Source organism: Streptomyces kurssanovii (assembly GCF_040677245.1).
Classification (GTDB): Bacteria; Actinomycetota; Actinomycetes; order Streptomycetales; family Streptomycetaceae; genus Streptomyces; species Streptomyces kurssanovii.
In genome coordinates this window covers 174,736-195,592 of sequence record NZ_JBFAQK010000001.1, presented here as the reverse complement: position 1 = coordinate 195,592, position 20,857 = coordinate 174,736, and the positions used below count along the sequence as shown (strand labels likewise).

General features: G+C 68.8%; 26 protein-coding genes. 3 read left to right on the top strand and 23 right to left on the bottom strand.

Annotated elements, in window-relative coordinates; genetic code table 11:
* Positions 1 to 175 precede the first annotated feature (175 nt).
* The 21 genes from rplO to rpsJ form a co-directional block, all read right to left on the bottom strand.
* Complete coding sequence (gene rplO / locus AB0K36_RS00975) at positions 176 to 631, bottom strand: 50S ribosomal protein L15 (protein ID WP_005313522.1); 456 nt, start codon at positions 629 to 631, stop codon at positions 176 to 178.
* 1 nt (position 632) lies between these two features.
* Positions 633 to 815 carry a 50S ribosomal protein L30 gene (gene rpmD, locus AB0K36_RS00970; protein WP_005313525.1) on the bottom strand — a complete coding sequence of 61 codons (183 nt, stop codon included), beginning with the start codon at positions 813 to 815 and terminating at the stop codon, positions 633 to 635.
* Positions 815 to 1,420: a 30S ribosomal protein S5 gene (gene rpsE / locus AB0K36_RS00965; protein ID WP_005313527.1), complete on the bottom strand. Its 606-nt coding sequence runs from the start codon at positions 1,418 to 1,420 to the stop codon at positions 815 to 817. The genes rpmD and rpsE overlap by 1 nt, the downstream gene beginning before the upstream one ends.
* Before the next feature lie 46 nt (positions 1,421 to 1,466).
* Positions 1,467 to 1,850, bottom strand: coding sequence for a 50S ribosomal protein L18 (rplR, locus tag AB0K36_RS00960; protein ID WP_005313533.1), 384 nt, complete (start codon positions 1,848 to 1,850; stop codon positions 1,467 to 1,469).
* 3 nt (positions 1,851 to 1,853) lie between these two features.
* Complete coding sequence (gene rplF / locus AB0K36_RS00955; RefSeq protein WP_005313535.1) at positions 1,854 to 2,393, bottom strand: 50S ribosomal protein L6; 540 nt, start codon at positions 2,391 to 2,393, stop codon at positions 1,854 to 1,856.
* A 21-nt stretch (positions 2,394 to 2,414) separates the two neighbouring features.
* Positions 2,415 to 2,813 (bottom strand): 30S ribosomal protein S8, encoded by a 399-nt coding sequence (gene rpsH, locus AB0K36_RS00950; protein WP_005313538.1) that lies wholly within the window; start codon positions 2,811 to 2,813, stop codon positions 2,415 to 2,417.
* 209 nt (positions 2,814 to 3,022) lie between these two features.
* Complete coding sequence (locus tag AB0K36_RS00945; protein WP_003956452.1) at positions 3,023 to 3,208, bottom strand: type Z 30S ribosomal protein S14; 186 nt, start codon at positions 3,206 to 3,208, stop codon at positions 3,023 to 3,025.
* A gap of 5 nt (positions 3,209 to 3,213) precedes the next feature.
* Positions 3,214 to 3,771 (bottom strand): 50S ribosomal protein L5, encoded by a 558-nt coding sequence (gene rplE, locus AB0K36_RS00940; protein WP_018847497.1) that lies wholly within the window; start codon positions 3,769 to 3,771, stop codon positions 3,214 to 3,216.
* Entirely contained in the window at positions 3,771 to 4,094 is a 324-nt protein-coding gene (rplX, locus tag AB0K36_RS00935; protein WP_159688581.1) for a 50S ribosomal protein L24, read from the bottom strand. The genes rplE and rplX overlap by 1 nt, the downstream gene beginning before the upstream one ends.
* Before the next feature lie 2 nt (positions 4,095 to 4,096).
* Positions 4,097 to 4,465, bottom strand: a complete 369-nt coding sequence (gene rplN / locus AB0K36_RS00930) for a 50S ribosomal protein L14 (RefSeq protein WP_003956455.1) — start codon at positions 4,463 to 4,465, stop codon at positions 4,097 to 4,099.
* A 108-nt stretch (positions 4,466 to 4,573) separates the two neighbouring features.
* Positions 4,574 to 4,858: a 30S ribosomal protein S17 gene (rpsQ, locus tag AB0K36_RS00925; RefSeq protein ID WP_005313575.1), complete on the bottom strand. Its 285-nt coding sequence runs from the start codon at positions 4,856 to 4,858 to the stop codon at positions 4,574 to 4,576.
* Positions 4,858 to 5,082, bottom strand: coding sequence for a 50S ribosomal protein L29 (gene rpmC / locus AB0K36_RS00920; RefSeq protein WP_017949657.1), 225 nt, complete (start codon positions 5,080 to 5,082; stop codon positions 4,858 to 4,860). Before rpmC ends, rpsQ begins: the two co-directional genes overlap by 1 nt.
* Positions 5,082 to 5,501, bottom strand: coding sequence for a 50S ribosomal protein L16 (gene rplP, locus AB0K36_RS00915; RefSeq protein WP_005313579.1), 420 nt, complete (start codon positions 5,499 to 5,501; stop codon positions 5,082 to 5,084). The genes rpmC and rplP overlap by 1 nt, the downstream gene beginning before the upstream one ends.
* A gap of 5 nt (positions 5,502 to 5,506) precedes the next feature.
* The gene (gene rpsC, locus AB0K36_RS00910; RefSeq protein ID WP_005313583.1) at positions 5,507 to 6,337 is read right to left on the bottom strand and encodes a 30S ribosomal protein S3; all 831 of its coding nucleotides are present in this window, start codon (positions 6,335 to 6,337) and stop codon (positions 5,507 to 5,509) included.
* The gene (gene rplV, locus AB0K36_RS00905; protein WP_004571827.1) at positions 6,337 to 6,684 is read right to left on the bottom strand and encodes a 50S ribosomal protein L22; all 348 of its coding nucleotides are present in this window, start codon (positions 6,682 to 6,684) and stop codon (positions 6,337 to 6,339) included. Before rplV ends, rpsC begins: the two co-directional genes overlap by 1 nt.
* Before the next feature lie 43 nt (positions 6,685 to 6,727).
* On the bottom strand, positions 6,728 to 7,009 hold the full coding sequence (rpsS, locus tag AB0K36_RS00900; protein ID WP_003956461.1) for a 30S ribosomal protein S19: 282 nt from the start codon (positions 7,007 to 7,009) through the stop codon (positions 6,728 to 6,730).
* A 12-nt stretch (positions 7,010 to 7,021) separates the two neighbouring features.
* Positions 7,022 to 7,858 (bottom strand): 50S ribosomal protein L2, encoded by an 837-nt coding sequence (rplB, locus tag AB0K36_RS00895; RefSeq protein WP_189466902.1) that lies wholly within the window; start codon positions 7,856 to 7,858, stop codon positions 7,022 to 7,024.
* A gap of 52 nt (positions 7,859 to 7,910) precedes the next feature.
* On the bottom strand, positions 7,911 to 8,234 hold the full coding sequence (gene rplW, locus AB0K36_RS00890; RefSeq protein ID WP_005313587.1) for a 50S ribosomal protein L23: 324 nt from the start codon (positions 8,232 to 8,234) through the stop codon (positions 7,911 to 7,913).
* Positions 8,234 to 8,884, bottom strand: a complete 651-nt coding sequence (rplD, locus tag AB0K36_RS00885) for a 50S ribosomal protein L4 (protein WP_037773993.1) — start codon at positions 8,882 to 8,884, stop codon at positions 8,234 to 8,236. The genes rplW and rplD overlap by 1 nt, the downstream gene beginning before the upstream one ends.
* Positions 8,885 to 8,889: 5 nt before the next feature.
* Entirely contained in the window at positions 8,890 to 9,534 is a 645-nt protein-coding gene (gene rplC / locus AB0K36_RS00880) for a 50S ribosomal protein L3 (protein WP_005313592.1), read from the bottom strand.
* Between the two features lie 14 nt (positions 9,535 to 9,548).
* A complete protein-coding gene (rpsJ, locus tag AB0K36_RS00875; RefSeq protein ID WP_003948644.1) occupies positions 9,549 to 9,857 on the bottom strand; it encodes a 30S ribosomal protein S10 in 309 nt (102 codons plus the stop codon).
* 566 nt (positions 9,858 to 10,423) lie between these two features.
* Here rpsJ and AB0K36_RS00870 point away from each other — a divergent pair.
* From AB0K36_RS00870 to AB0K36_RS00860, 3 genes are all read left to right on the top strand, one after another.
* Complete coding sequence (locus tag AB0K36_RS00870) at positions 10,424 to 12,064, top strand: RNA ligase family protein (RefSeq protein WP_364586465.1); 1,641 nt, start codon at positions 10,424 to 10,426, stop codon at positions 12,062 to 12,064.
* A gap of 3 nt (positions 12,065 to 12,067) precedes the next feature.
* Positions 12,068 to 14,821 carry a poly(A) polymerase gene (locus AB0K36_RS00865; protein ID WP_364586462.1) on the top strand — a complete coding sequence of 918 codons (2,754 nt, stop codon included), beginning with the start codon at positions 12,068 to 12,070 and terminating at the stop codon, positions 14,819 to 14,821.
* 250 nt (positions 14,822 to 15,071) lie between these two features.
* Entirely contained in the window at positions 15,072 to 17,222 is a 2,151-nt protein-coding gene (locus tag AB0K36_RS00860; protein WP_364586459.1) for a PIG-L family deacetylase, read from the top strand.
* A gap of 147 nt (positions 17,223 to 17,369) precedes the next feature.
* On the opposite strand, the gene tuf is transcribed toward AB0K36_RS00860, so the two are convergent.
* Entirely contained in the window at positions 17,370 to 18,563 is a 1,194-nt protein-coding gene (gene tuf / locus AB0K36_RS00855; RefSeq protein ID WP_005313609.1) for an elongation factor Tu, read from the bottom strand.
* 153 nt (positions 18,564 to 18,716) lie between these two features.
* Positions 18,717 to 20,843: an elongation factor G gene (gene fusA / locus AB0K36_RS00850; protein WP_189466909.1), complete on the bottom strand. Its 2,127-nt coding sequence runs from the start codon at positions 20,841 to 20,843 to the stop codon at positions 18,717 to 18,719.
* Positions 20,844 to 20,857 lie beyond the last annotated feature (14 nt).

Here is a 20,857-nt window from a genome sequence, read left to right as displayed (position 1 = left end):
GAGGATCGACGAATACGTATCAGGCAAAATCCGCACGGGGCGCCAGTAGGCACACCGGGCTGAAGTTAACAACGCACGACACCTTACCGGCGACCGTGCCCCCCAAGGAACGACCAACCGGGGATGCCCCTTATGAGAGGCATCCCCGGTCGGATGTTCAAGCCATCGAGTCGTCTCAGACGAGCTCGGTGACGGTGCCGCCGGCGGCGGCAATCTTCTCCTTGGCGGAACCGGAGACGGCGTCGACCGTCACCTGCAGCGCCACGGAGATCTCGCCCTGGCCCAGGACCTTGACGAGGCTGTTCTTGCGCACGGCACCCTTGTCGACCAGGTCGGCAACGGTGACCTCACCACCCTCGGGGTAGAGGGCAGCGAGCTTGTCCAGGTTCACGACCTGGTACTCGGTGCGGAACGGGTTCTTGAAGCCCTTGAGCTTCGGGAGACGCATGTGGAGGGGCATCTGCCCACCCTCGAAGCGCTCCGGAACCTGGTAACGGGCCTTGGTGCCCTTGGTACCACGACCGGCCGTCTTACCCTTCGACGCCTCACCACGACCCACACGGGTCTTGGCGGTCTTGGCGCCCGGGGCGGGACGGAGGTTGTGGACCTTCAGCGGGTTCTGCTCCGCCATGTCAGTCGACCTCCTCGACCGTCACGAGGTGGCGGACGGTGTGAACCATTCCGCGGAACTCGGGGCGGTCCTCCTTGACGACCACGTCGTTCAGGCGCTTGAGCCCGAGCGAACGCAGGGTGTCACGGTGGTTCTGCTTGCTGCCGATGTACGACTTCGTCTGCGTGATCTTGAGGCGGGCCATTACGCACCCGCTCCCGCACGCGCACGGAGCAGAGCCGCGGGGGCGACGTCCTCGAGGGGCAGACCACGGCGAGCCGCGATCTCCTCGGGACGCTGCAGGCCCTTGAGGGCCGCCACGGTCGCGTGCACGATGTTGATCGCGTTGTCCGAGCCGAGCGACTTCGACAGGATGTCGTGCACGCCCGCGCACTCGAGCACGGCGCGCACCGGGCCACCGGCGATGACGCCGGTACCGGGGGAAGCCGGCTTGAGCAGGACGACGCCGGCAGCCTTCTCACCCTGGATCGGGTGAGGGATGGTGCCCTGGATACGGGGGACCTTGAAGAAGTGCTTCTTGGCCTCCTCAACACCCTTGGCGATGGCGGCCGGCACCTCCTTGGCCTTGCCGTAACCGACGCCTACGGTGCCGTCACCGTCACCCACCACGACGAGCGCGGTGAAGCTGAAGCGACGACCACCCTTGACAACCTTGGCGACGCGGTTGATCGCGACAACGCGCTCAACGTACGCGGTCTTCTCGGCGGCAGCTGCGCCACCGTCGCGACCCTTCCGGTCCCGCCGCTCGCCGCCACCGGCACCGCTTCCGCGGCGCTGGGGTCCAGCCATTGGATTTACCTCTCTCTGTTACGTCCGTTAGTCCCGGAACCGGGGCTCAGAACTTCAGCCCGGCTTCGCGGGCGGCGTCAGCCAGAGCGGCAATGCGCCCGGCGTACCTGTTGCCACCACGGTCGAACACGACGGCCTCGACGCCGGCGGCCTTGGCGCGCTCGGCGACCAGGGAACCGACCTGCTTGGCCTGGGCGCTCTTGTCGCCCTCGCCACCACGGATCGAGGTGTCCAGGGTCGACGCCGAGGCGAGCGTGTGGCCCGCGATGTCGTCGATGACCTGGGCCACGATGTGGCGGTTGGAACGCGTCACGACCAGGCGCGGACGCTCCGGCGTACCGGAGACGTTCTTGCGGACGCGGATGTGGCGGCGCTTGATGGCGGCGCGCTTGTACGCGTCACCCTTGGCAATCTTCACACCGTATGCCATGGCTTACTTACCCGCCTTTCCGACCTTGCGGCGGATGACCTCGCCCGCATACTTCACGCCCTTGGCCTTGTACGGGTCGGGCTTGCGCAGCTTGCGGATGTTCGCGGCGACCTCGCCGACCTTCTGCTTGTCGATGCCCTCGACCGAGAACTTGGTCGGCGACTCGACCTTGAAGGAGATGCCTTCCGGCGCCTCCACCAGGATCGGGTGGCTGTAACCGAGCTGGAACTCCAGGTTGGAGCCCTTCGCGGCGACGCGGTAACCGACACCGCTGATCTCGAGCGCCTTGGTGTATCCCTGGGTCACACCGGTGATCATGTTCGCCACCAGCGTGCGGGACAGGCCGTGCAGGGCCTTGTTCTGACGCTCGTCGTTGGGACGGGTGACGTTGAGCACGCCCTCCTCGCCCTTAACAATCTCGATCGGCGCAGCGACGGTGTGCGTGAGGGAGCCCTTCGGACCCTTCACCGCGACCGTGCGGCCATCGATGGTGACGTCCACACCGGCGGGAACCTGGATGGGGAGCTTGCCGATTCGCGACATGAGCTATTCCTCCGTTCCCGACTACCAGACGTAGGCGAGGACTTCCCCACCCACGCCCTTCTTCTGCGCCTGCTGGCCGGTCAGGAGACCGTGGGACGTGGAGATGATCGCCACGCCCAGGCCGCCGAGAACCTTCGGCAGGTTGGTGGACTTCGCGTAAACACGCAGACCCGGCTTGGAGATGCGCTTGATGCCGGCGATCGAACGCTCACGGTTCGGGCCGAACTTCAGCTCGAGGACGAGGTTCTTGCCGACCTCGGCGTCCTCGACCTTCCAGCCGGTGATGAAACCCTCCTGCTGGAGGATCTCGGCGATGTGCGACTTGATCTTGCTGTGCGGCATCACCACGGAGTCGTGGTACGCCGAGTTCGCGTTACGCAGACGCGTCAGCATGTCTGCGATCGGATCAGTCATGGTCATGAATTGGCCTTCGGCCTCTCTCGCCGGGGTTTCCTGTATGCGCCATCCCTCTCCCCACACAGGGGCGGGACGGGTGCGGCGCGGGGACCTACGGCGTAGTAAGTCGTACGGGCGGCAGACGCCCAACCCTCCTAGCCTAAGCCATGGAGAGAAGGGCCCCTGCCAACCCTCTGCTTACCGAGAGACTCCGGTTGTCCCGATTAAGGGGACTACCAGGAGCTCTTGGTCACGCCCGGCAGCTCGCCACGGTGAGCCATCTCACGAAGGCACACGCGGCACAGGCCGAACTTGCGGTACACGGAGTGCGGGCGGCCGCAGCGCTGGCAGCGGGTGTACGCACGCACACCGAACTTGGGCTTACGAGCAGCCTTGGCAATAAGAGCCTTCTTCGCCATCTCGCTTACGCCTCCTTGAACGGGAAGCCGAGGTGACGCAGAAGGGCTCGGCCCTCGTCGTCGTTGGTCGCCGTGGTGACCACGGTGATGTCCATACCCCGGACGCGGTCGATCTTGTCCTGGTCGATCTCGTGGAACATGACCTGCTCCGTGAGACCGAAGGTGTAGTTGCCACGGCCGTCGAACTGCTTGGGGGACAGACCACGGAAGTCGCGGATGCGCGGAAGCGCGAGCGACAGGGTGCGGTCCAGGAACTCCCACATGCGGTCGCCACGAAGCGTGACGTGGGCACCGATCGGCTGACCCTCACGCAGCTTGAACTGCGCGATGGACTTGCGGGCCTTGGTGACGGCCGGCTTCTGACCGGTGATCGTGGTGAGGTCGCGAATCGCGCCGTCGATCAGCTTGGAGTCGCGGGCGGCGTCGCCCACACCCATGTTGACCACGATCTTGACGAGGCCCGGGACCTGCATGACGTTCTCGTAGGAGAACTCCTCACGCAGCTTGCCCGCGATCTCCTCGCGGTACTTCGTCTTCAGACGCGGAGTGGTGGTGGTAGCCATCAGATGTCCTCACCCGTCCGCTTGGCAACGCGGATCTTGTTGCCCTCGTCGTCGAAGCGGAAACCGACGCGGGTCACGACCTTCTTGCCGTCCTTCTCCACGACGAGCTGAACATTGCTCACGTGAATGGGGGCCTCGGTCGTGACGATGCCACCGGTCTGCGAACCACGAGCGGTCTGGCCGGCCTTGGTGTGCTTCTTGACCCGGTTGACACCCTCGACCAGGACGCGGTCCTCGCGGGGGAAGGCCTGAATGACCTTGCCCTGCTTGCCCTTGTCCTTACCGGTGATGACCTGAACCAGGTCGCCCTTCTTGATCTTCATGCTTACAGCACCTCCGGCGCGAGCGAGATGATCTTCATGAACTTCTTCTCGCGCAGCTCACGGCCCACCGGGCCGAAGATACGGGTGCCGCGAGGGTCGCCGTCGTTCTTCAGAATGACGGCGGCGTTCTCGTCGAAGCGGATGTACGAGCCGTCCTGACGACGACGCTCCTTGACGGTGCGAACGATGACCGCCTTGACGACGTCACCCTTCTTCACGTTGCCACCGGGGATCGCGTCCTTGACGGTGGCGACGATGACGTCACCGATGCCCGCGTAGCGGCGACCGGAGCCACCGAGAACACGGATGCAAAGGATCTCCTTGGCACCAGTGTTGTCGGCGACGCGCAGTCGCGACTCCTGCTGGATCACGTCTATCTCCTGATTGTCTGCCGGTTCCCGGCGGGGGCTCTCCTCTTACGAGGAAAGACCCCCACCGAGCCTGGCGGAACGAACTCGAAGGGTTACCCCTTCAAGCAATTACTTGGCCTTCTCGAGGATCTCGACGATGCGCCAGCGCTTGGTCGCCGACAGCGGACGCGTCTCCATGATGAGGACGCGGTCGCCGACGCCGGCAGCGTTCTGCTCGTCGTGCGCCTTGAGCTTGTTGGTACGGCGGATGACCTTGCCGTACAGCGCGTGCTTCACGCGGTCCTCGACGGCGACGACGACGGTCTTGTCCATCTTGTCGCTGACGACGAGACCCTCACGGGTCTTGCGGAAACCGCGGGCGGTCTTGTCTTCAGTCACGTTGCTCTCGCTCATCAGGCGCTCTCCACCGTCTCGATGCCCAGCTCGCGCTCACGCATCAGGGTGTAGATCCGCGCGATGTCCTTGCGGACGGCCTTCAGCCGGCCGTGGTTCTCGAGCTGACCGGTCGCCGCCTGGAAGCGGAGGTTGAACAGCTCTTCCTTGGCCTCGCGGAGCTTGGCAACAAGCTCCTCGTTGCCCAGCTCGCGCAGCTCGGACGCCTTGGTACCGGCCGACATCACGCTTCACCTGCCTCGCGCTTGACGATCCGGCACTTCATCGGCAGCTTGTGGGCCGCGCGAGTCAGAGCCTCACGTGCAATCTTTTCGTTCGGGTAGGACAGCTCGAACATGACCCGGCCCGGGTGCACGTTCGCCACCCACCACTCGGGGGAACCCTTACCGGAACCCATGCGGGTCTCGGCGGGCTTCTTGGTCAGCGGGCGGTCCGGGTAGATGTTGATCCAGACCTTGCCGCCACGCTTGATGTGGCGGGTCATCGCGATACGAGCCGCCTCGATCTGGCGGTTGGTCACGTACGCCGGAGTCATGGCCTGGATGCCGTACTCGCCGAACGCAACCGTCGTACCACCCTTGGCCATACCGCGGCGCTTCGGGTGGTGCTGCTTGCGGTGCTTGACCCTACGGGGGATCAGCATTTCGGTCAGGCCTCCGTTCCGGTGCTCTCAGCAGCCGGAGCGGCGGCGGGAGCGTCGGCCTTGGGGGCCTCGGCAGCCGGAGCCTGCTGCGGCTTGCGACCGCGACCGCCACGCTCGCCACCGCGGCCACCACGGGCCGGGCGGTCAGCGCCACCACGGGCCGGGCGGTTGCCGGCGCGGGCAGCAGCGTTCTCGGCGCGGACCTCGGCGATGTTCTTGACGTCGCCCTTGTAGATCCAGACCTTCACGCCGATGCGGCCGAAGGTCGTCTTGGCCTCGAAGAAGCCGTACTCGACGTTCGCGCGCAGCGTGTGCAGCGGCACACGACCCTCGCGGTAGAACTCCGAGCGGGACATCTCGGCGCCGCCGAGACGACCGCCACACTGGATCTTGATGCCCTTGGCGCCGGCCTTCATCGCCGACTGCATGCTCTTACGCATGGCGCGGCGGAAGGAGACGCGGGAGGACAGCTGCTCGGCAACGGCCTGGGCCACGAGCTGAGCGTCGACCTCGGGGTTCTTGACCTCGAGGATGTTCAGCTGGACCTGCTTGCCCGTGAGCTTCTCGAGGTCGCCGCGGATGCGGTCGGCCTCGGCGCCACGGCGGCCGATGACGATGCCGGGACGCGCGGTGTGGATGTCCACCCGCACGCGGTCACGGGTGCGCTCGATCTCGACCTTCGAGATGCCGGCGCGCTCCATGCCGGACGTCATCATCCGACGGATGGCGACGTCTTCCTTGACGTAGTCCTTGTACAGCTTGTCGGCGTACCAGCGGGACTTGAAGTCCGTGGTGATACCGAGCCGGAACCCGTGCGGGTTTACCTTCTGGCCCATTACCGGGTTCCTTCCTTGCTGCTGACGACCACGGTGATGTGGCTGGTCCGCTTACGGATCCGGTAGGCACGGCCCTGAGCACGCGGACGGAACCGCTTCAGGGTCGGACCCTCGTCCACGTACGCCTCGCTGATGACCAGCGAAGAGGCGTCGGTGTGGTCGTAGTTGTGCGCGGCGTTGGCAATGGCGCTGTCAAGCACCTTGCCGACCGGCACGCTCGCGGCCTGCGGGGCGAAACGCAGGACCGCCTGAGCCTCCGTGGCATCCATGCCACGGATGAGGTCCACCACTCGGCGGGCCTTCATGGGCGTGACGCGGATGTACCGCGCCTGGGCCCTGGCTTCCATGGTTGTCCCTTCGGTGTAAGTCATTAGTCGTTCCACCCCGCGGTTAGCGGCGCTTCGACTTCCGGTCGTCCTTGACGTGGCCGCGGAAGGTGCGAGTCGGCGAGAACTCGCCGAGCTTGTGGCCGACCATGGACTCGGTGACGAACACCGGGACATGCGTCTTGCCGTTGTGCACCGCGATCGTGTGGCCCAGCATGGCCGGGACGATCATCGAGCGACGGGACCAGGTCTTGATGACGTTCTTGGTGCCGGCTTCGTTCTGTACGTCCACCTTCTTGATCAGGTGGTCGTCGACGAAGGGCCCCTTCTTGAGACTGCGCGGCATCTAAACCCGCTCCTAGCGCTTCTTGTTCGTCTTGCGGCGGCGGACGATGTACTTGTTGCTCGCCTTCTTGGGAGAACGAGTACGACCCTCCTTCTGACCCCACGGGGAGACCGGGTGGCGACCACCGGAGGTCTTGCCCTCACCACCACCGTGCGGGTGGTCAACCGGGTTCATCGCGACACCGCGGACGGTCGGGCGAACGCCCTTCCAGCGCAGACGGCCGGCCTTGCCCCAGTTGATGTTCGACTGCTCGGCGTTGCCGACCTCGCCGACCGTGGCGCGGCAGCGGATGTCGACCAGGCGAATCTCGCCGGACGGCATACGCAGGTGGGCCATCTGGCCCTCCTTCGCCAGCAGCTGCACGGAGGCACCCGCGGAGCGGGCGAACTTCGCGCCGCCGCCGGGCCGCAGCTCGATGGCGTGGATGGTCGTACCGACCGGGATGTTGCGCAGCGCCAGGTTGTTACCGGGCTTGATGTCGGCGCCGGGGCCGTTCTCGACCCGGTCGCCCTGGTTCAGGCCACGGGGGGCGATGATGTAGCGCTTCTCGCCGTCTGCGTAGTGCAGGAGCGCGATGCGCGCGGTGCGGTTGGGGTCGTACTCGATGTGAGCGACCTTCGCCGGAACGCCGTCCTTGTCGTGACGACGGAAGTCGATCACGCGGTAGGCGCGCTTGTGGCCACCGCCCTGGTGACGGACGGTCACACGACCGGTGTTGTTACGGCCGCCCTTGCTGTGCAGGGGGCGGACCAGCGACTTCTCCGGCGTGGACCGCGTGATCTCGACGAAGTCGGCGACGCTGGAGCCACGACGGCCCGGAGTCGTCGGCTTGTACTTGCGGATACCCATTGTCTCTCAGTCCTCGGAAACTATTCCGAAATCTGGACGATCTCGACCGCCGTCAGGCGGTCGGACCGCCGAAGATGTCGATACGGTCGCCCTCGGCAAGGGTCACGATGGCGCGCTTGGTGTTGGCGCGCTTGCCGAAACCGGTGCGGGTGCGCTTGCGCTTGCCCTGACGGTTGATCGTGTTGACCCCGGTGACCTTGACCGAGAAGACCGCCTCGACGGCCTGCTTGATCTGGGTCTTGTTGGAGCCAGGCGCGACGATGAACGTGTACTTGTTCTCGTCGAGCAGGGCGTAGCTCTTCTCGGACACGACCGGCTTGACGAGAACGTCGCGCGGGTCCGTGAAGGTCTTGCTGGTAACGGTCGCCTCGGACATCAGACGTCGCTCCCTTCGGTCTCAGCGGCCTTGGGGCCAGACACGAAGGACTCGAAAGCGGCCTTGGTGAAGACCACGTCGTCGGAGACGAGCACGTCGTACGTGTTCAGCTGGCCCGGCTCCAGGATGTGCACCTGGGGCAGGTTGCGGGCGGACAGCCACGCGGCCTCGTCGGCGCGGTCGACGACCAGGAGCAGGTTCTTGCGCTCACTGATCTTGCCGAACAGCGTCTTCGCTGCCTTGGTGGAGACCTCGCCCTCGACCACGCCGGAGACGACGTGGATACGGGAGTGACGGGCCCGGTCGGTGAGGGCACCGCGGAGGGCGGCGGCCTTCATCTTCTTCGGGGTCCGCTGCGAGTAGTCACGCGGCACGGGGCCGTGGACGACGCCACCGCCGGCGAACTGAGGCGCACGGGTCGAACCCTGACGGGCGCGGCCGGTGCCCTTCTGGCGGTAAGGCTTCTTGCCACCACCGCGGACCTCGCCACGCGTCTTGACCTTGTGCGTGCCCTGACGGGCAGCGGCCAGCTGCGCGACGACGACCTGGTGGATCAGCGGGATGCTGACCTTGGCGTCGAAGATCTCGGCCGGGAGCTCAACGGTCCCGGACTTGTCGCCCGCGGGCGACAGGATGTCAATGGTGCTCATAGTCCTCAGGCCCCCTTGGCCGCAGTGCGGACCAGGACCAGGCCGCCGTTCGGACCAGGAACTGCGCCCTTGATGAGGAGCAGGCCCTTCTCCGCGTCAACGGCGTGAACGGTCAGGTTCTGGGTGGTGACCCGCTCGTTGCCCATGCGGCCCGCCATGCGGAGGCCCTTGAACACACGGCCCGGGGTGGCGCAGCCACCGATGGAGCCGGGAGAGCGGTGCTTGCGCTGGGTGCCGTGACCGGCGCCGAGGCCCTTGAAGTTGTGACGCTTCATGACACCGGCGAAGCCCTTGCCCTTGCTCTTGCCCGTGACGTCGACCTTGACGCCGGACTCGAACACCTCGGCAGTGATCTCCTGGCCCAGCGTGTACTCGCTGGCGTCAGGGGTGCGGAGCTCCACCAGGTGGCGGCGGGGGGTCACGTCGGCCTTGGCGAAGTGGCCCTTGAGGGGCTTGTTCACCTTGCGAGGGTCGATCTCGCCGAAGGCGATCTGGACCGACTCGTAGCCGTCGATGTCATTCGTACGGACCTGGGTAACGACACAGGGCCCGGCCTTGACGACGGTCACCGGGACGACACGGTTGTTCTCGTCCCAGACCTGGGTCATGCCGAGCTTCTCGCCCAGGACGCCCTTGATCTGCTTTGCCATCTCTTCCGCGCCTCTCAGAGCTTGATCTCGATGTCGACGCCGGCCGGAAGGTCCAGGCGCATCAACGAGTCAACGGTCTTGGGCGTCGGGTCGAGGATGTCGATCAGGCGCTTGTGCGTGCGCATCTCGAAGTGCTCGCGCGAGTCCTTGTACTTGTGCGGCGACTTGATGACGCAGTACACGTTCTTCTCAGTGGGCAGCGGCACCGGGCCTGCGACCGACGCACCAGTGCGGGTCACCGTCTCGACGATCTTCTTCGCCGAAGAGTCGATGACCTCGTGGTCGTAGGCCTTGAGCCGGATGCGGATCTTCTGTCCCGCCATGGCTACTCAGTAGTCCTTTGTCTAGTGAAACGCTCTGGTACTCGGTGGGTCTTGCTCTCTTCTCCGACCCACGCGGTCGGGCGTGTCGCACTCCCTCTACGTAGATCTCCCGAAGGATTTCCCAACCAAGGGGGTGCGGCCTGCGGCCGCGTATCGGGGGAAGAGCTCCCGCCGAGTGCCTGGCCGGTACCCCGCTGACACTTCCCGGAAGATTCCCGTACGTCCGACCCGAGGGTCGACGAGTACTGTGGGACTCGCTTCCGGTCCTCCCGGCGGGAGGCGCGCAGCATCGGCACTCAACCGAGCAACCCGGACAGTCTGCCACACACTCCCGCGCCCTGGCCAATCGAGCCGAGAACACTACCCCGCGGGGGTTACGTGTCAAACAACGGCGCGCAGAACCCCTGTCCGGACGGCCGCCCGGCGCCCCCGTTCACCTGCCGCCCGGCCTCCCCCGGAAGAGGGCCGACCGGGCGCGGCCCGGTGAGCGATATTCGGTCGAGCGGGGCTCCTCGCCGCTCCTACAGTGGCCGGACAGTCATTCGACACGGGGGCCCGGTTCTGTCATGCGCACGCACTATCCCCGCACGGCTCATCTGCCGTGGTCGCCCGGTGCGACCTCGGACGATGTGCGCGTCGCGGATCTCGACGGGCTGCGCGGGCGAGAGGTCGTCGTCACCGAGAAGCTCGACGGGGAGAACACCACCCTGTACCGCGACGGGCTGCACGCCCGGTCGCTGGACTCCGCCCATCATCCGTCCCGGGCCTGGGTGAAGGCGCTGCAGGGACGCGTCGCACACGGCATCCCCGAGGGCTGGCGGGTGTGCGGGGAGAACATGTTCGCCCGGCACTCGATCGCCTACGACGACCTGGAGAGCTACTTCTACGGGTTCTCCGTGTGGGACGAACTCGGCTGGTGCCTGGACTGGGACCGGACCGTCGCGTTCCTGCGCGACCTGGGTGTCCCCGTACCGAGGGTGCTGTGGCGCGGCGTGTTCGACGAGCGGGCGCTGCGGGCCCTGAAGCCGGACCTCGCCCGGCAGGAGGGCTTCGTCGTCCGCACCGCCGACGGCTTCATGGCCGAGGAGTTCGGGCGGCGGGTCGCCAAGTGGGTGCGGGCCGGGCATGTGCGGACCGATACGCACTGGATGCACGCGGCCGTCGTACCGAACGGGCTCGGGCCGGGCGCCGCGCTGTGGGACGTACGGTCCGGGGCCGCGCCGGACCCCCGGGCGCTGGGCGTGGGCGACGGTGACGCCGAGGCCGTGGCGCGGCTGGACAGCGGCGGCCGCACGGGGGACGCCCGGCTCGCCGGCGTACTGGCGGCGCTGCTCCACCGGGAGCGGCGGGGCGCGCTCGCGCCCCGCCTGGCGCCGCTGCTCGGCCTGCCGCTCGCGCGGCGCGTCGCCGACCTGGTCGGGCTGCAGGCCGGGCTGCACCTGCCGTACCCGGACGAGCGGCGCCGCGCCGGGCTCGTCCGGATGTCGTACGCCGCCGATCTCGGTGTGCTGCACGCGGTGGCCGCGGCGACGGCCGGGACGGGAGAGGCGCGGGAGCAGGTGGAGTGGTCCGCGCTGCACGCCTCGGACGTCGCGCCCCTGGACGGGCTCGCAGAAGAGTTCGCCGGTCTGGACGACGACGCGGCGGCCCGCTGCCGGGCCGAGGCCCGCGAGGCGTACGCCGAGGGCCGCATCGGCAGCACCGCGGAGGCCGTCGCCGCGACCTGGCGGTGGCGCTCGGGAGACTTCCCCCAGCTGATCCATCTCGTGGGCCCGTCCGGCAGCGGCAAGAGTTCGTTCGCGCAGGGCCTCGGCGGGGTGGACGCGCGGGTGTCCCTCGACGAACTGCGCCGCGCCCGCGGGTCGCGCGCCGACCAGAAGGCCAACGGGGACGTGCTCCGCGAAGGGCTCGGCCTGCTGGACGCCGCCCTGGCGCGCGGCGGCACCGTGGTGTGGGACGCCACGTCGCTCAATCCCCACCAGCGGTCGTTGGTGCACGCGGTGGCCCGCCGTCGCGACGCGCTCACGACCCACGCCGTGCTGCTGGTCGACGAGGACGAGCTGGCGCGGCGCAATCTGGAAAGAGAGCACCCCGTGCCGCCGGAGGTGCTGACCTCGCAACTGCACCGGTTCGTCCCGCCGTACCCGGGCCAGGCGCACCGCACCTGGTACATCGGGGCGGGCGGGACCGTCGAGGAGGAGGCGTAGGCCGTGCGAACCAGCGAGGAGATCTACCACCGGGTCCGCTGGGACGCGCGCTTCGACCCGGCCCGCTTCGTGATCGGCGTGCGCCGGCGCGAGGCGGCGCCCAAGCGCATGCCGCTGTCGGCCTTCGTGCCGGGCGGGGACATCCCCTGGCACCGGGTGCTGTTCTTCGAGGCGGACGGCGAGCTGGTCTGGGACCGGGCCACGGGCGTGGACCGGATCGACGACACCGAGGCCGGCCGGGTACGGGAGGCGCGCCGGCTGCGGGCGCCGTTCTTCGAGGCACGGACGCCCTACGCGTGGGACGGCGACGCCTGGGTGCCGGCACACGCCCCCACGGGCACCGCGGGGAGCCTGCGCGTCCTGACCTGGAACACGCTGTGGGACCGCTACGACTCCGACCGCATCGCCACCGCCGTACGCCGCCCCCTGCTGATCGACGCCCTCCGCGAGGCGGACGCGGACGTCGTCGCGCTCCAGGAGGTCGAGCCCGAGCTGCTCGTCATGCTGCTGCGCGCGCCGTGGGTACGGGACGCGTACACGGTGGCGACCGACCCGGGCGGCCGTGACGTCGACGAGTGCGGGCTGCTGCTGCTCAGCAAGCTGCCCGTACGGGAGGCGGGCCACCATGCCCTCGGCCCGCACAAGGCGGTGACGGCCATCGTCGTGGAGACCGACGGCGGTCCGGTGACCGTGGCCGCGACCCACCTCACCAGTGACCACTCGGAGGACGGCCCCGCCCGGCGGAACGCCGAACTGGCCCGGATCGCCGAGGGGTTGGCGGGCATCGACGGGGACGTCGTCCTCATGGGCGACTTCAACGACGGCACGGACGCACCGCAGACGACGCTCGGCATGCGCGACGCCTGGAGCGAGGCGCGCGGACCCGGTGACACCACCCCGACCTTCGACCCGGCCGCCAATCCGCTGGCCGCCGTCTCGTCCCTGACCGGGCGGGTGTCCCGGCTGGACCGCGTACTGCTCCGGTCGGACGCGCTCCGGGTCGACTCGGCCGTCCTGCGCGGTGACGTCCCGGGCCCCGAGGGCCTGTACGTCTCCGACCACTACGGCGTGGAGGTCGCCCTGAGCCCCGCGCGGCAGGAGAGCGGCGTTCTCGACGTGCGGCCGACGGCCCGTACGGCCGTGGCCTGGCTGCCGCCTGCCGGGCTGTGGCGACCGATCCAGGACGTCCGCCGCGACCACGACCCGCAGATCCACCGCTGGCCGCCGCACGTCAACCTGCTCTTCGGGTTCGTGCCGGAGTCCGCATTCGAGGAGGCCGTCCCGCTGCTCGCGGAGGCGGCCGCGGACGTCGCCCCCTTCGACGCCCGGCTGGAGGGCGTGCACAGCTTCGGGCACCGCGAGGACGCGACCGTGTGGCTCGACCCGGCGGCGGCCGGCGAGCAGCCGTGGCAGGAGCTCCGCCGCTCCCTGGAACGGCGGTTCCCCCGCTGCCGCGGCCGGCGGGAGGGTTTCACGCCGCACCTGAGCCTGGGCCGGACCCGCGATCCGCAGCCGCTGGTGGCCGAGTGCGCGTCCCGGCTCGGCGGCATGTCCGCTCGGGTCGGCGAGCTGGTGCTGCTCTCGCGCCGCGCCGGCGAGCCGATGCGGGTACGGGCGACGGTGGCGCTCGGAACGGGCGAGGTGCGCTGGGCACCGGAGGCGCCGGGCGTACCGGAGGCCCCGGCGCCACCGCAGGACGAGCGCGTCGCCGACGAGGTCCGGGTACGGGTCGGGCGGGCACTCGCGGACGGGTGCGTGCACCTCGTCGGTTCGCGGCGTACGGGGTGTGCGCTGCCCGGCGCCGATCTGGACCTGGTCGCCGCCGTGCCGGGCACGCCCGGACCCGCCGGCGTACGCGCCCGGCTGACCGCTGCGCTGCCCGAGGCGACGGACGTGCGGGACGTGGTCGGGGCACGTGTCCCCGGGCTGCGGCTGAGCGTCGGTGGCCTCGCCGTGGACGTGGCCGTCGTCGCCACCGGGGCGCTCGATCCGGCGGAAGCGGTCGGCCGCCGGGCCGAGCTGGGCGACGACGCGGCGGTCGTGCTCAGCGCGGTGAGCGACGCCGACGCGCTCCTCGAGGAGGTCGCGGGCCGCCGGGAGGCGTTCACTCACCTGGCCCGCCGGGTGAAGGCCTGGGCGAGGGCCCGTGGGCTGGACTCCGCTCCGTTCGGCGGGCTGCCGGGCCTCGGCTGGTCCGTCCTCGCGGCGCGTACCGTCCGCGAGGCCGGCGACCTGCCGCCCGGCGAACTGCTCCGGCACTTCTTCGCGACCTGGGCGGCCTGGGACTGGCGCGAGCCGGTCGGCGGCCCGGCGCGCCCGGATCTGCCGGTCACCGTCATGACGCCGACCGCCCCGGTGCGCCCCTGCTCCGACCAGATCACCGCGGGCATGCGCGACCTGATCACGCAGGAACTGTTCCGGGCCTGGGAGCTCCTGGACGGCGACTCCCCCGAACCGCTGCTCACCCCTCCCCCGATGCACCGCCGGCACGCGGCGTGGGCCGTCGTGACCGTCGCCCCCGGCGACGAGGGCCGCGTCCGCGGCCGGATGCGGGCGCTGCTGACGGCGCTGCCACAGCCCGGTGTCCACGCGTGGCCGCGCCCGTTCGCCGGCTCCCCCGTGCGCTACGCCGTCGGCCTCGGCCCCACCCCGCCGGACCCGGCCGGGCTTGCGGAAGCCACCGCCCCCTGGCTCAGGGGGCTGACCGGCACGACGGTCGAGCACGCGCCGTGCGGGGACGTGCCGACTCTGGTGTGACGTGCCGGCTCGCGTAAGGGACGGCCGCCGCGCGCCGAGGGACGGCCGCCCGCGCACCGGCGCCGGCCGCCCCGGCGCCTGGAGTCAGATCGAACACATGGCGAACATCCAGGCAACCCCCGGCAGCCGCGCCCCGTCTAGTTGATCGCGGCTGTCGGCTCGACCGGCCCGGCCGCCACCTGGGGATTTCACAGTACGCAGACGGGGGCACCGCCCGGCCGCTGCGGGGGGACCGGACGGAGCACCACAAGTGGAAGACAGAGCTGTGTCAGGGCTGCGCCCGAGCAGGTCCCGGCCCCGGCGGCGCAGCATCGTCGCCGCCATCGGCGCACTGGCCGCGGCCGGCTCGGCCACCGCCCTCACGTCGTGTTCCGTGCCCGCGCCACGGCGCACCGGGCCCGTCACCGATCCCGCGCCCGGCATCGCCATAAGCGACTCACGGCCCGCCCGGCTGATGCAGATACTGGCGCACCCCGACGACGACCTGTACTTCATGAACCCGGACACCCAGCGGATGCTGGACTCCGGCGTACCCCTCGTCTGCGTGTACGTCACGGCCGGCGAGGCCAACGGCGTCAACAAGGCGCCGGGGCGCCCGCGTCCCGCCGCGGACAAGAGCGCGTACTCGTCCGCCCGCCACCAGGGCCTGCGGCAGGCGTACGCGACCCTGCTCGGTCTGCCCAAGTACACGGAGTGGCAGAAGGGCGTCACGACGCTGCGCGGCGGCCGGCGGGCCGAGATCAACAGCCTGGCCGTCGGCCCCCGGCGCGTCGACCTGATCTACCTCAACCTGGCCATGCACACCACCCGCCATGCGCGGCTCGGTATGCCGAACCTGTGGCGGGACCGGGCGCTGGACCTGCCGACCGTCGTCGCGGACGACTCCCCCGTGCGCAGGATCGAGAGTTACGACTACGACCGGCTCGTCGACGTCCTCGTCGGGCTGATGGACCGCTACCGGCCCACCGTCGTGCAGACCCTGGACCCTGATCCCGACATCCAGTACAGCGACGAGGTCACCCGTAAGAAGGACAGCGAACAGCGCGGCTACTCGGACCACGGGGACCACACGGCCGTGGCCTCCTTCAGCTGGGCGGCGATGGCCCGGTGGGTGGCCGAGTCGGCCCGCGACGGCGGCGAGATACCGGCGTTCGTCGCCACCTCCTTCCGCGGCTACTACAACCGGCACTGGCCGAAGAACCTGCCGGACGGCGTGCTGCGGCAGAAGGCCGGCCATCTGGTCCCGTACGGCGGGGAGGCCGACTGGAGCTGTGGCAACAGCGGCGGGTGCGGCGACTACAACGTCGGCGGCGAACGGCCTCTGACGAACAAGAAGGGCTGGGTCAGGTCCACCCACTACCGCTATCCCGGACCCCGCACGGCCCTCGCCGCGGAACCGGACGGACGGCTGGCCGCGTACGGGGTGCTGGGGCTGCGCGCCGTGCGCTGGCGGGAGACGGAGGCCGGAAGCGGCCGGTGGGGACAGCCCTCCGACCTCGGCGGCGGCCCGCTCGCACCGACGCTGGGCGCGACGGCGCTCGGTGACGGACGGCAGCTCCTCTTCGCCCTTCGCTTCTCGGCGATCAGCGGTCACGGCGGGAACAACGCCCGGGAGATAGTGCTGCTGGAACAGCGCTCGGCGGGCGGACCCTTCCTCGCGTGGCGCGGCCTGGGCAACCCCGAGCGCCATGACGACCGGGGCCGGCGGATCGGCGTGCCGGTGGCCGTCACCGCGCCCGACGGGCGCGTTCACCTGTTCGTGCGCAACGCGGACAAGGGCGTGAGCACACGGGTCCGGGAGACGGACGGCCGCTGGAGCGGCTGGCGGGCCCTCGACGGCAGCGCCGAGATACAGGACGGGCTGACCACCGTCGTGGACGCGGCCGGCCGTGTCCATCTGTTCGGCGCGGGCTTCGCCACCGTCCACCACTGGAGCCAGGACGCGCCCGGCCTGCCCCTCGGCCACCGTCCCGGCGGACACCTGCCGGCCGCCGTCGACACCCCCGCCGCGCTCGCGAGGGCCGACGGTTCCGTGCACCTGCTGTACCGGACGGAGCGGACCTGGAAGCGGACGGCCCCACGGGACTCCCGGGGCAGCGCCTCCCCCGCTCTCACCCGCTTCAGCTCGGACGGCAGGCTGCTGCCCGCGGTCCGTTTCGACGGATACGGACCGCTCGCCGCGGCCGGTGACCCCGAGCGTGCCGTCCTGCTGGGTCTGGATCTGCGGGGCCGGGTGCAGTTGCGGCACGAAGGCCGGCTGCTGACCCGTACCGCCGGTGCCGTGGCCCTGGACACGCCGACGCTGGACGTCACCCCCGCCGGGGAGGTCAAGGTCGTCGGCATGGGCCCGGACGCACACCCGTGGACCTGGTCGCCCGGGAGGACCACGGCGAGCGGCTGACCGGCCGCGCTCCGGCGGGCACGCGGGGTCCGCCCGGTGCGTGCCCGCCGGACATGACGAAGGCCCACCGGACATGACGAAGGGCCCCGCACCGAGAGGTGCGGGGCCCTTCTTGCAGCTCAGCGAGCTACCAGGTCAGAGCAACAATTACTTGTTGATCTTGGTGACCTGGCCGGCGCCCACGGTCCGGCCACCCTCACGGATGGCGAACTTGAGGCCCTCCTCCATGGCGACGGGCTGGATCAGCTCGACGGTCATGGTGGTGTTGTCGCCCGGCATGACCATCTCGGTGCCCTCGGGGAGGGTCACGACGCCGGTCACGTCCGTGGTACGGAAGTAGAACTGCGGGCGGTAGTTGTTGAAGAAGGGGGTGTGACGGCCACCCTCGTCCTTCGACAGGATGTAGGCCTGGGCCTCGAAGCTGGTGTGCGGCGTGACCGAACCCGGCTTGATGATGACCTGGCCGCGCTCGACGTCCTCGCGCTTGATGCCACGGAGGAGCAGACCGACGTTCTCGCCCGCCTGGCCCTCGTCGAGCAGCTTGCGGAACATCTCGATGCCGGTGACCGTGGTGGTGGTCTTCTCGGTCTTGATACCGACGATGTCGACGGTCTCGTTGACCTTGAGGACACCACGCTCGATACGACCGGTGACGACGGTTCCACGACCGGTGATCGTGAAGACGTCCTCGATCGGCATCAGGAACGGCTTGTCGACGTCACGCTCGGGCTGCGGGATCGCCTCGTCGACGGCGGCCATCAGGTTCAGGACCGACTGGCCCCACTCCTTGTCGCCCTCGAGAGCCTTGAGCGCCGAGACCTTGACGACGGGAACGTCGTCGCCCGGGAACTCGTACTCGGAGAGGAGCTCACGCACCTCGAGCTCGACGAGCTCCAGGATCTCCTCGTCGTCCACCATGTCGGCCTTGTTCAGGGCGACGACGATGTACGGAACGCCGACCTGGCGGGCCAGGAGCACGTGCTCCTTGGTCTGCGGCATCGGGCCGTCGGTCGCGGCGACCACGAGGATGGCGCCGTCCATCTGCGCCGCACCCGTGATCATGTTCTTGATGTAGTCCGCGTGACCGGGGCAGTCGACGTGCGCGTAGTGACGCGACTCGGTCTGGTACTCGACGTGCGCGATGGAGATGGTGATACCGCGCTGGCGCTCCTCAGGAGCCTTGTCGATCTGGTCGAAGGCCGAGGCCTCGTTCAGGTCCGGGTACGCGTCGTGCAGCACCTTGGTAATGGCGGCCGTGAGGGTCGTCTTACCGTGGTCGATGTGACCGATGGTGCCGATGTTGACGTGCGGCTTAGTCCGCTCGAACTTCGCCTTCGCCACTGGGGTCCTCCTGTGGAGTGGTTCTGTACGCCTTACTCATCGGCGCCAGGTGATCTTTGCTGGGATGCCGGGGCCCGGGGCATTCCCGCCGTGTTGCGACGGGAATGCCCCTGGAGGCTCCGGTGACAAGCCTAAAGCGTGAACTCGGGAGAGTTACTCGCCCTTGGCCTTCGCGATGATCTCCTCGGCGACGTTCCGGGGAACCTCGGCGTAGGAGTCGAACTGCATCGAGTAGCTTGCGCGACCCGAAGTCTTGCTGCGGAGGTCTCCGACGTAGCCGAACATCTCCGAAAGCGGCACCAGACCCTTGACGATCCGGGCGCCCATCCGCTCCTCCATGGCCTGAATCTGACCACGGCGGGAGTTGATGTCACCGATGACCTCGCCCATGTAGTCCTCGGGCGTGGTGACCTCGACGGCCATCATCGGCTCGAGCAGCACGGGGCTGGCCTTACGCGCGGCCTCCTTGAAGGCCTGCGAACCGGCGATCTTGAACGCGAGCTCGGAGGAGTCGACCTCGTGGTAACCACCGTCGAGAAGAATGACGCGAACGCCCGTCATCTCGTAGCCGGCCAGGATGCCGAACTGCATGGCCTCCTGCGCGCCCGCGTCCACCGAGGGGATGTATTCCTTGGGGATGCGGCCACCGGTGACCTTGTTCACGAACTCGTACGAGGCGTCGCCGCCCTCGATCGGCTCGATCGCGATCTGCACCTTGGCGAACTGACCGGTACCACCGGTCTGCTTCTTGTGCGTGTAGTCGTGGCGCTCGACGCCCTTACGGATCGTCTCACGGTATGCCACCTGCGGCTTACCGACATTCGCCTCGACCTTGAACTCACGGCGCATACGGTCGACCAGCACCTCGAGGTGCAGCTCGCCCATACCACCGATGATGGTCTGGCCGGTCTCCTCGTCCGAGTGAACCTGGAAGGAGGGGTCCTCCTCCGCGAGACGCTGGATGGCGACACCCAGCTTCTCCTGGTCACCCTTGGACTTGGGCTCGATCGCGACCTGGATGACCGGCGCCGGGAAGTCCATGGACTCCAGGATCACCGGGTTCTTGTCGTCGCACAGCGTCTCACCGGTGGTGGTCTGCTTCAGGCCCATGACGGCGACGATGTCGCCGGCGCCCACCGACTCGATCTCCTCACGCTTGTTCGCGTGCATGCGGTAGATCTTGCCGATGCGCTCCTTCTTGCCCTTGACGGAGTTCAGCACCGCGGTGCCGGAGTCCAGGCGACCGGAGTAGATCCGGACGAAGGTGAGCTTGCCGAGGTGCGGGTCGCTCGCGATCTTGAACGCGAGGGCCGACAGCGGCTCGTCGTCGGACGGCTTGCGCTTGACGACCGTCTCCGGGTCCTTCACGTCGTGGCCCTCGATGGCCTCGACGTCCAGGGGGGAGGGGAGGTAGCGCACGACCGCGTCGAGCAGGGGCTGAACGCCCTTGTTCTTGAAGGCGGTACCGCAGAACACCGGGGTGACCGTGGTGTCCTTGGAGACGCCGGACGCGATGGTGATACGACGGATCGCGGCGTACAGCTGCTCCTCGGTGGGCTCCTGGCCCTCGAGGTACAGCTCCATGATCTCTTCGTCGTTCTCGGCGACCGTCTCGAGGAGCTTGCCGCGCCACTCGTCGGCAGCCTCGGTGTGGGTGGCCGGGATGTCGACGACGTCGTACATCTCGCCCTTGGTGGCCTCGGCGGACCACACGAGGGCCTTCATACGAACCAGGTCGACGATGCCCTTGAAGTCGGCCTCGGCACCGATCGGCAGCTGCATGACGATCGGCGTCGCACCCAGGCGGTCGCTGATCATGTCGACACAGCGGTGGAACTCGGCACCGGTGCGGTCGAGCTTGTTGACGAAGCAGATACGCGGAACGCCGTAGCGGTCCGCCTGGCGCCAGACAGTCTCGGACTGGGGCTCGACACCGGCGACACCGTCGAACACCGTGACGGCACCGTCGAGGACACGAAGCGAACGCTCCACCTCGACGGTGAAGTCGACGTGACCCGGGGTGTCGATGATGTTGATGGTGTGATCGACGTCCTCGAGCGGCCAGTGACAGGTCGTCGCGGCGGACGTGATCGTGATGCCGCGCTCCTGCTCCTGCTCCATCCAGTCCATCGTGGCAGCGCCGTCGTGGACCTCACCGATCTTGTAGCTCACACCGGTGTAGAACAGGATGCGCTCGGTGGTCGTCGTCTTGCCCGCGTCGATGTGGGCCATGATCCCAATGTTGCGGACCTTGGCCAGGTCAAGCGAAGTGGTGGCCATAAGGCTCAATCTTC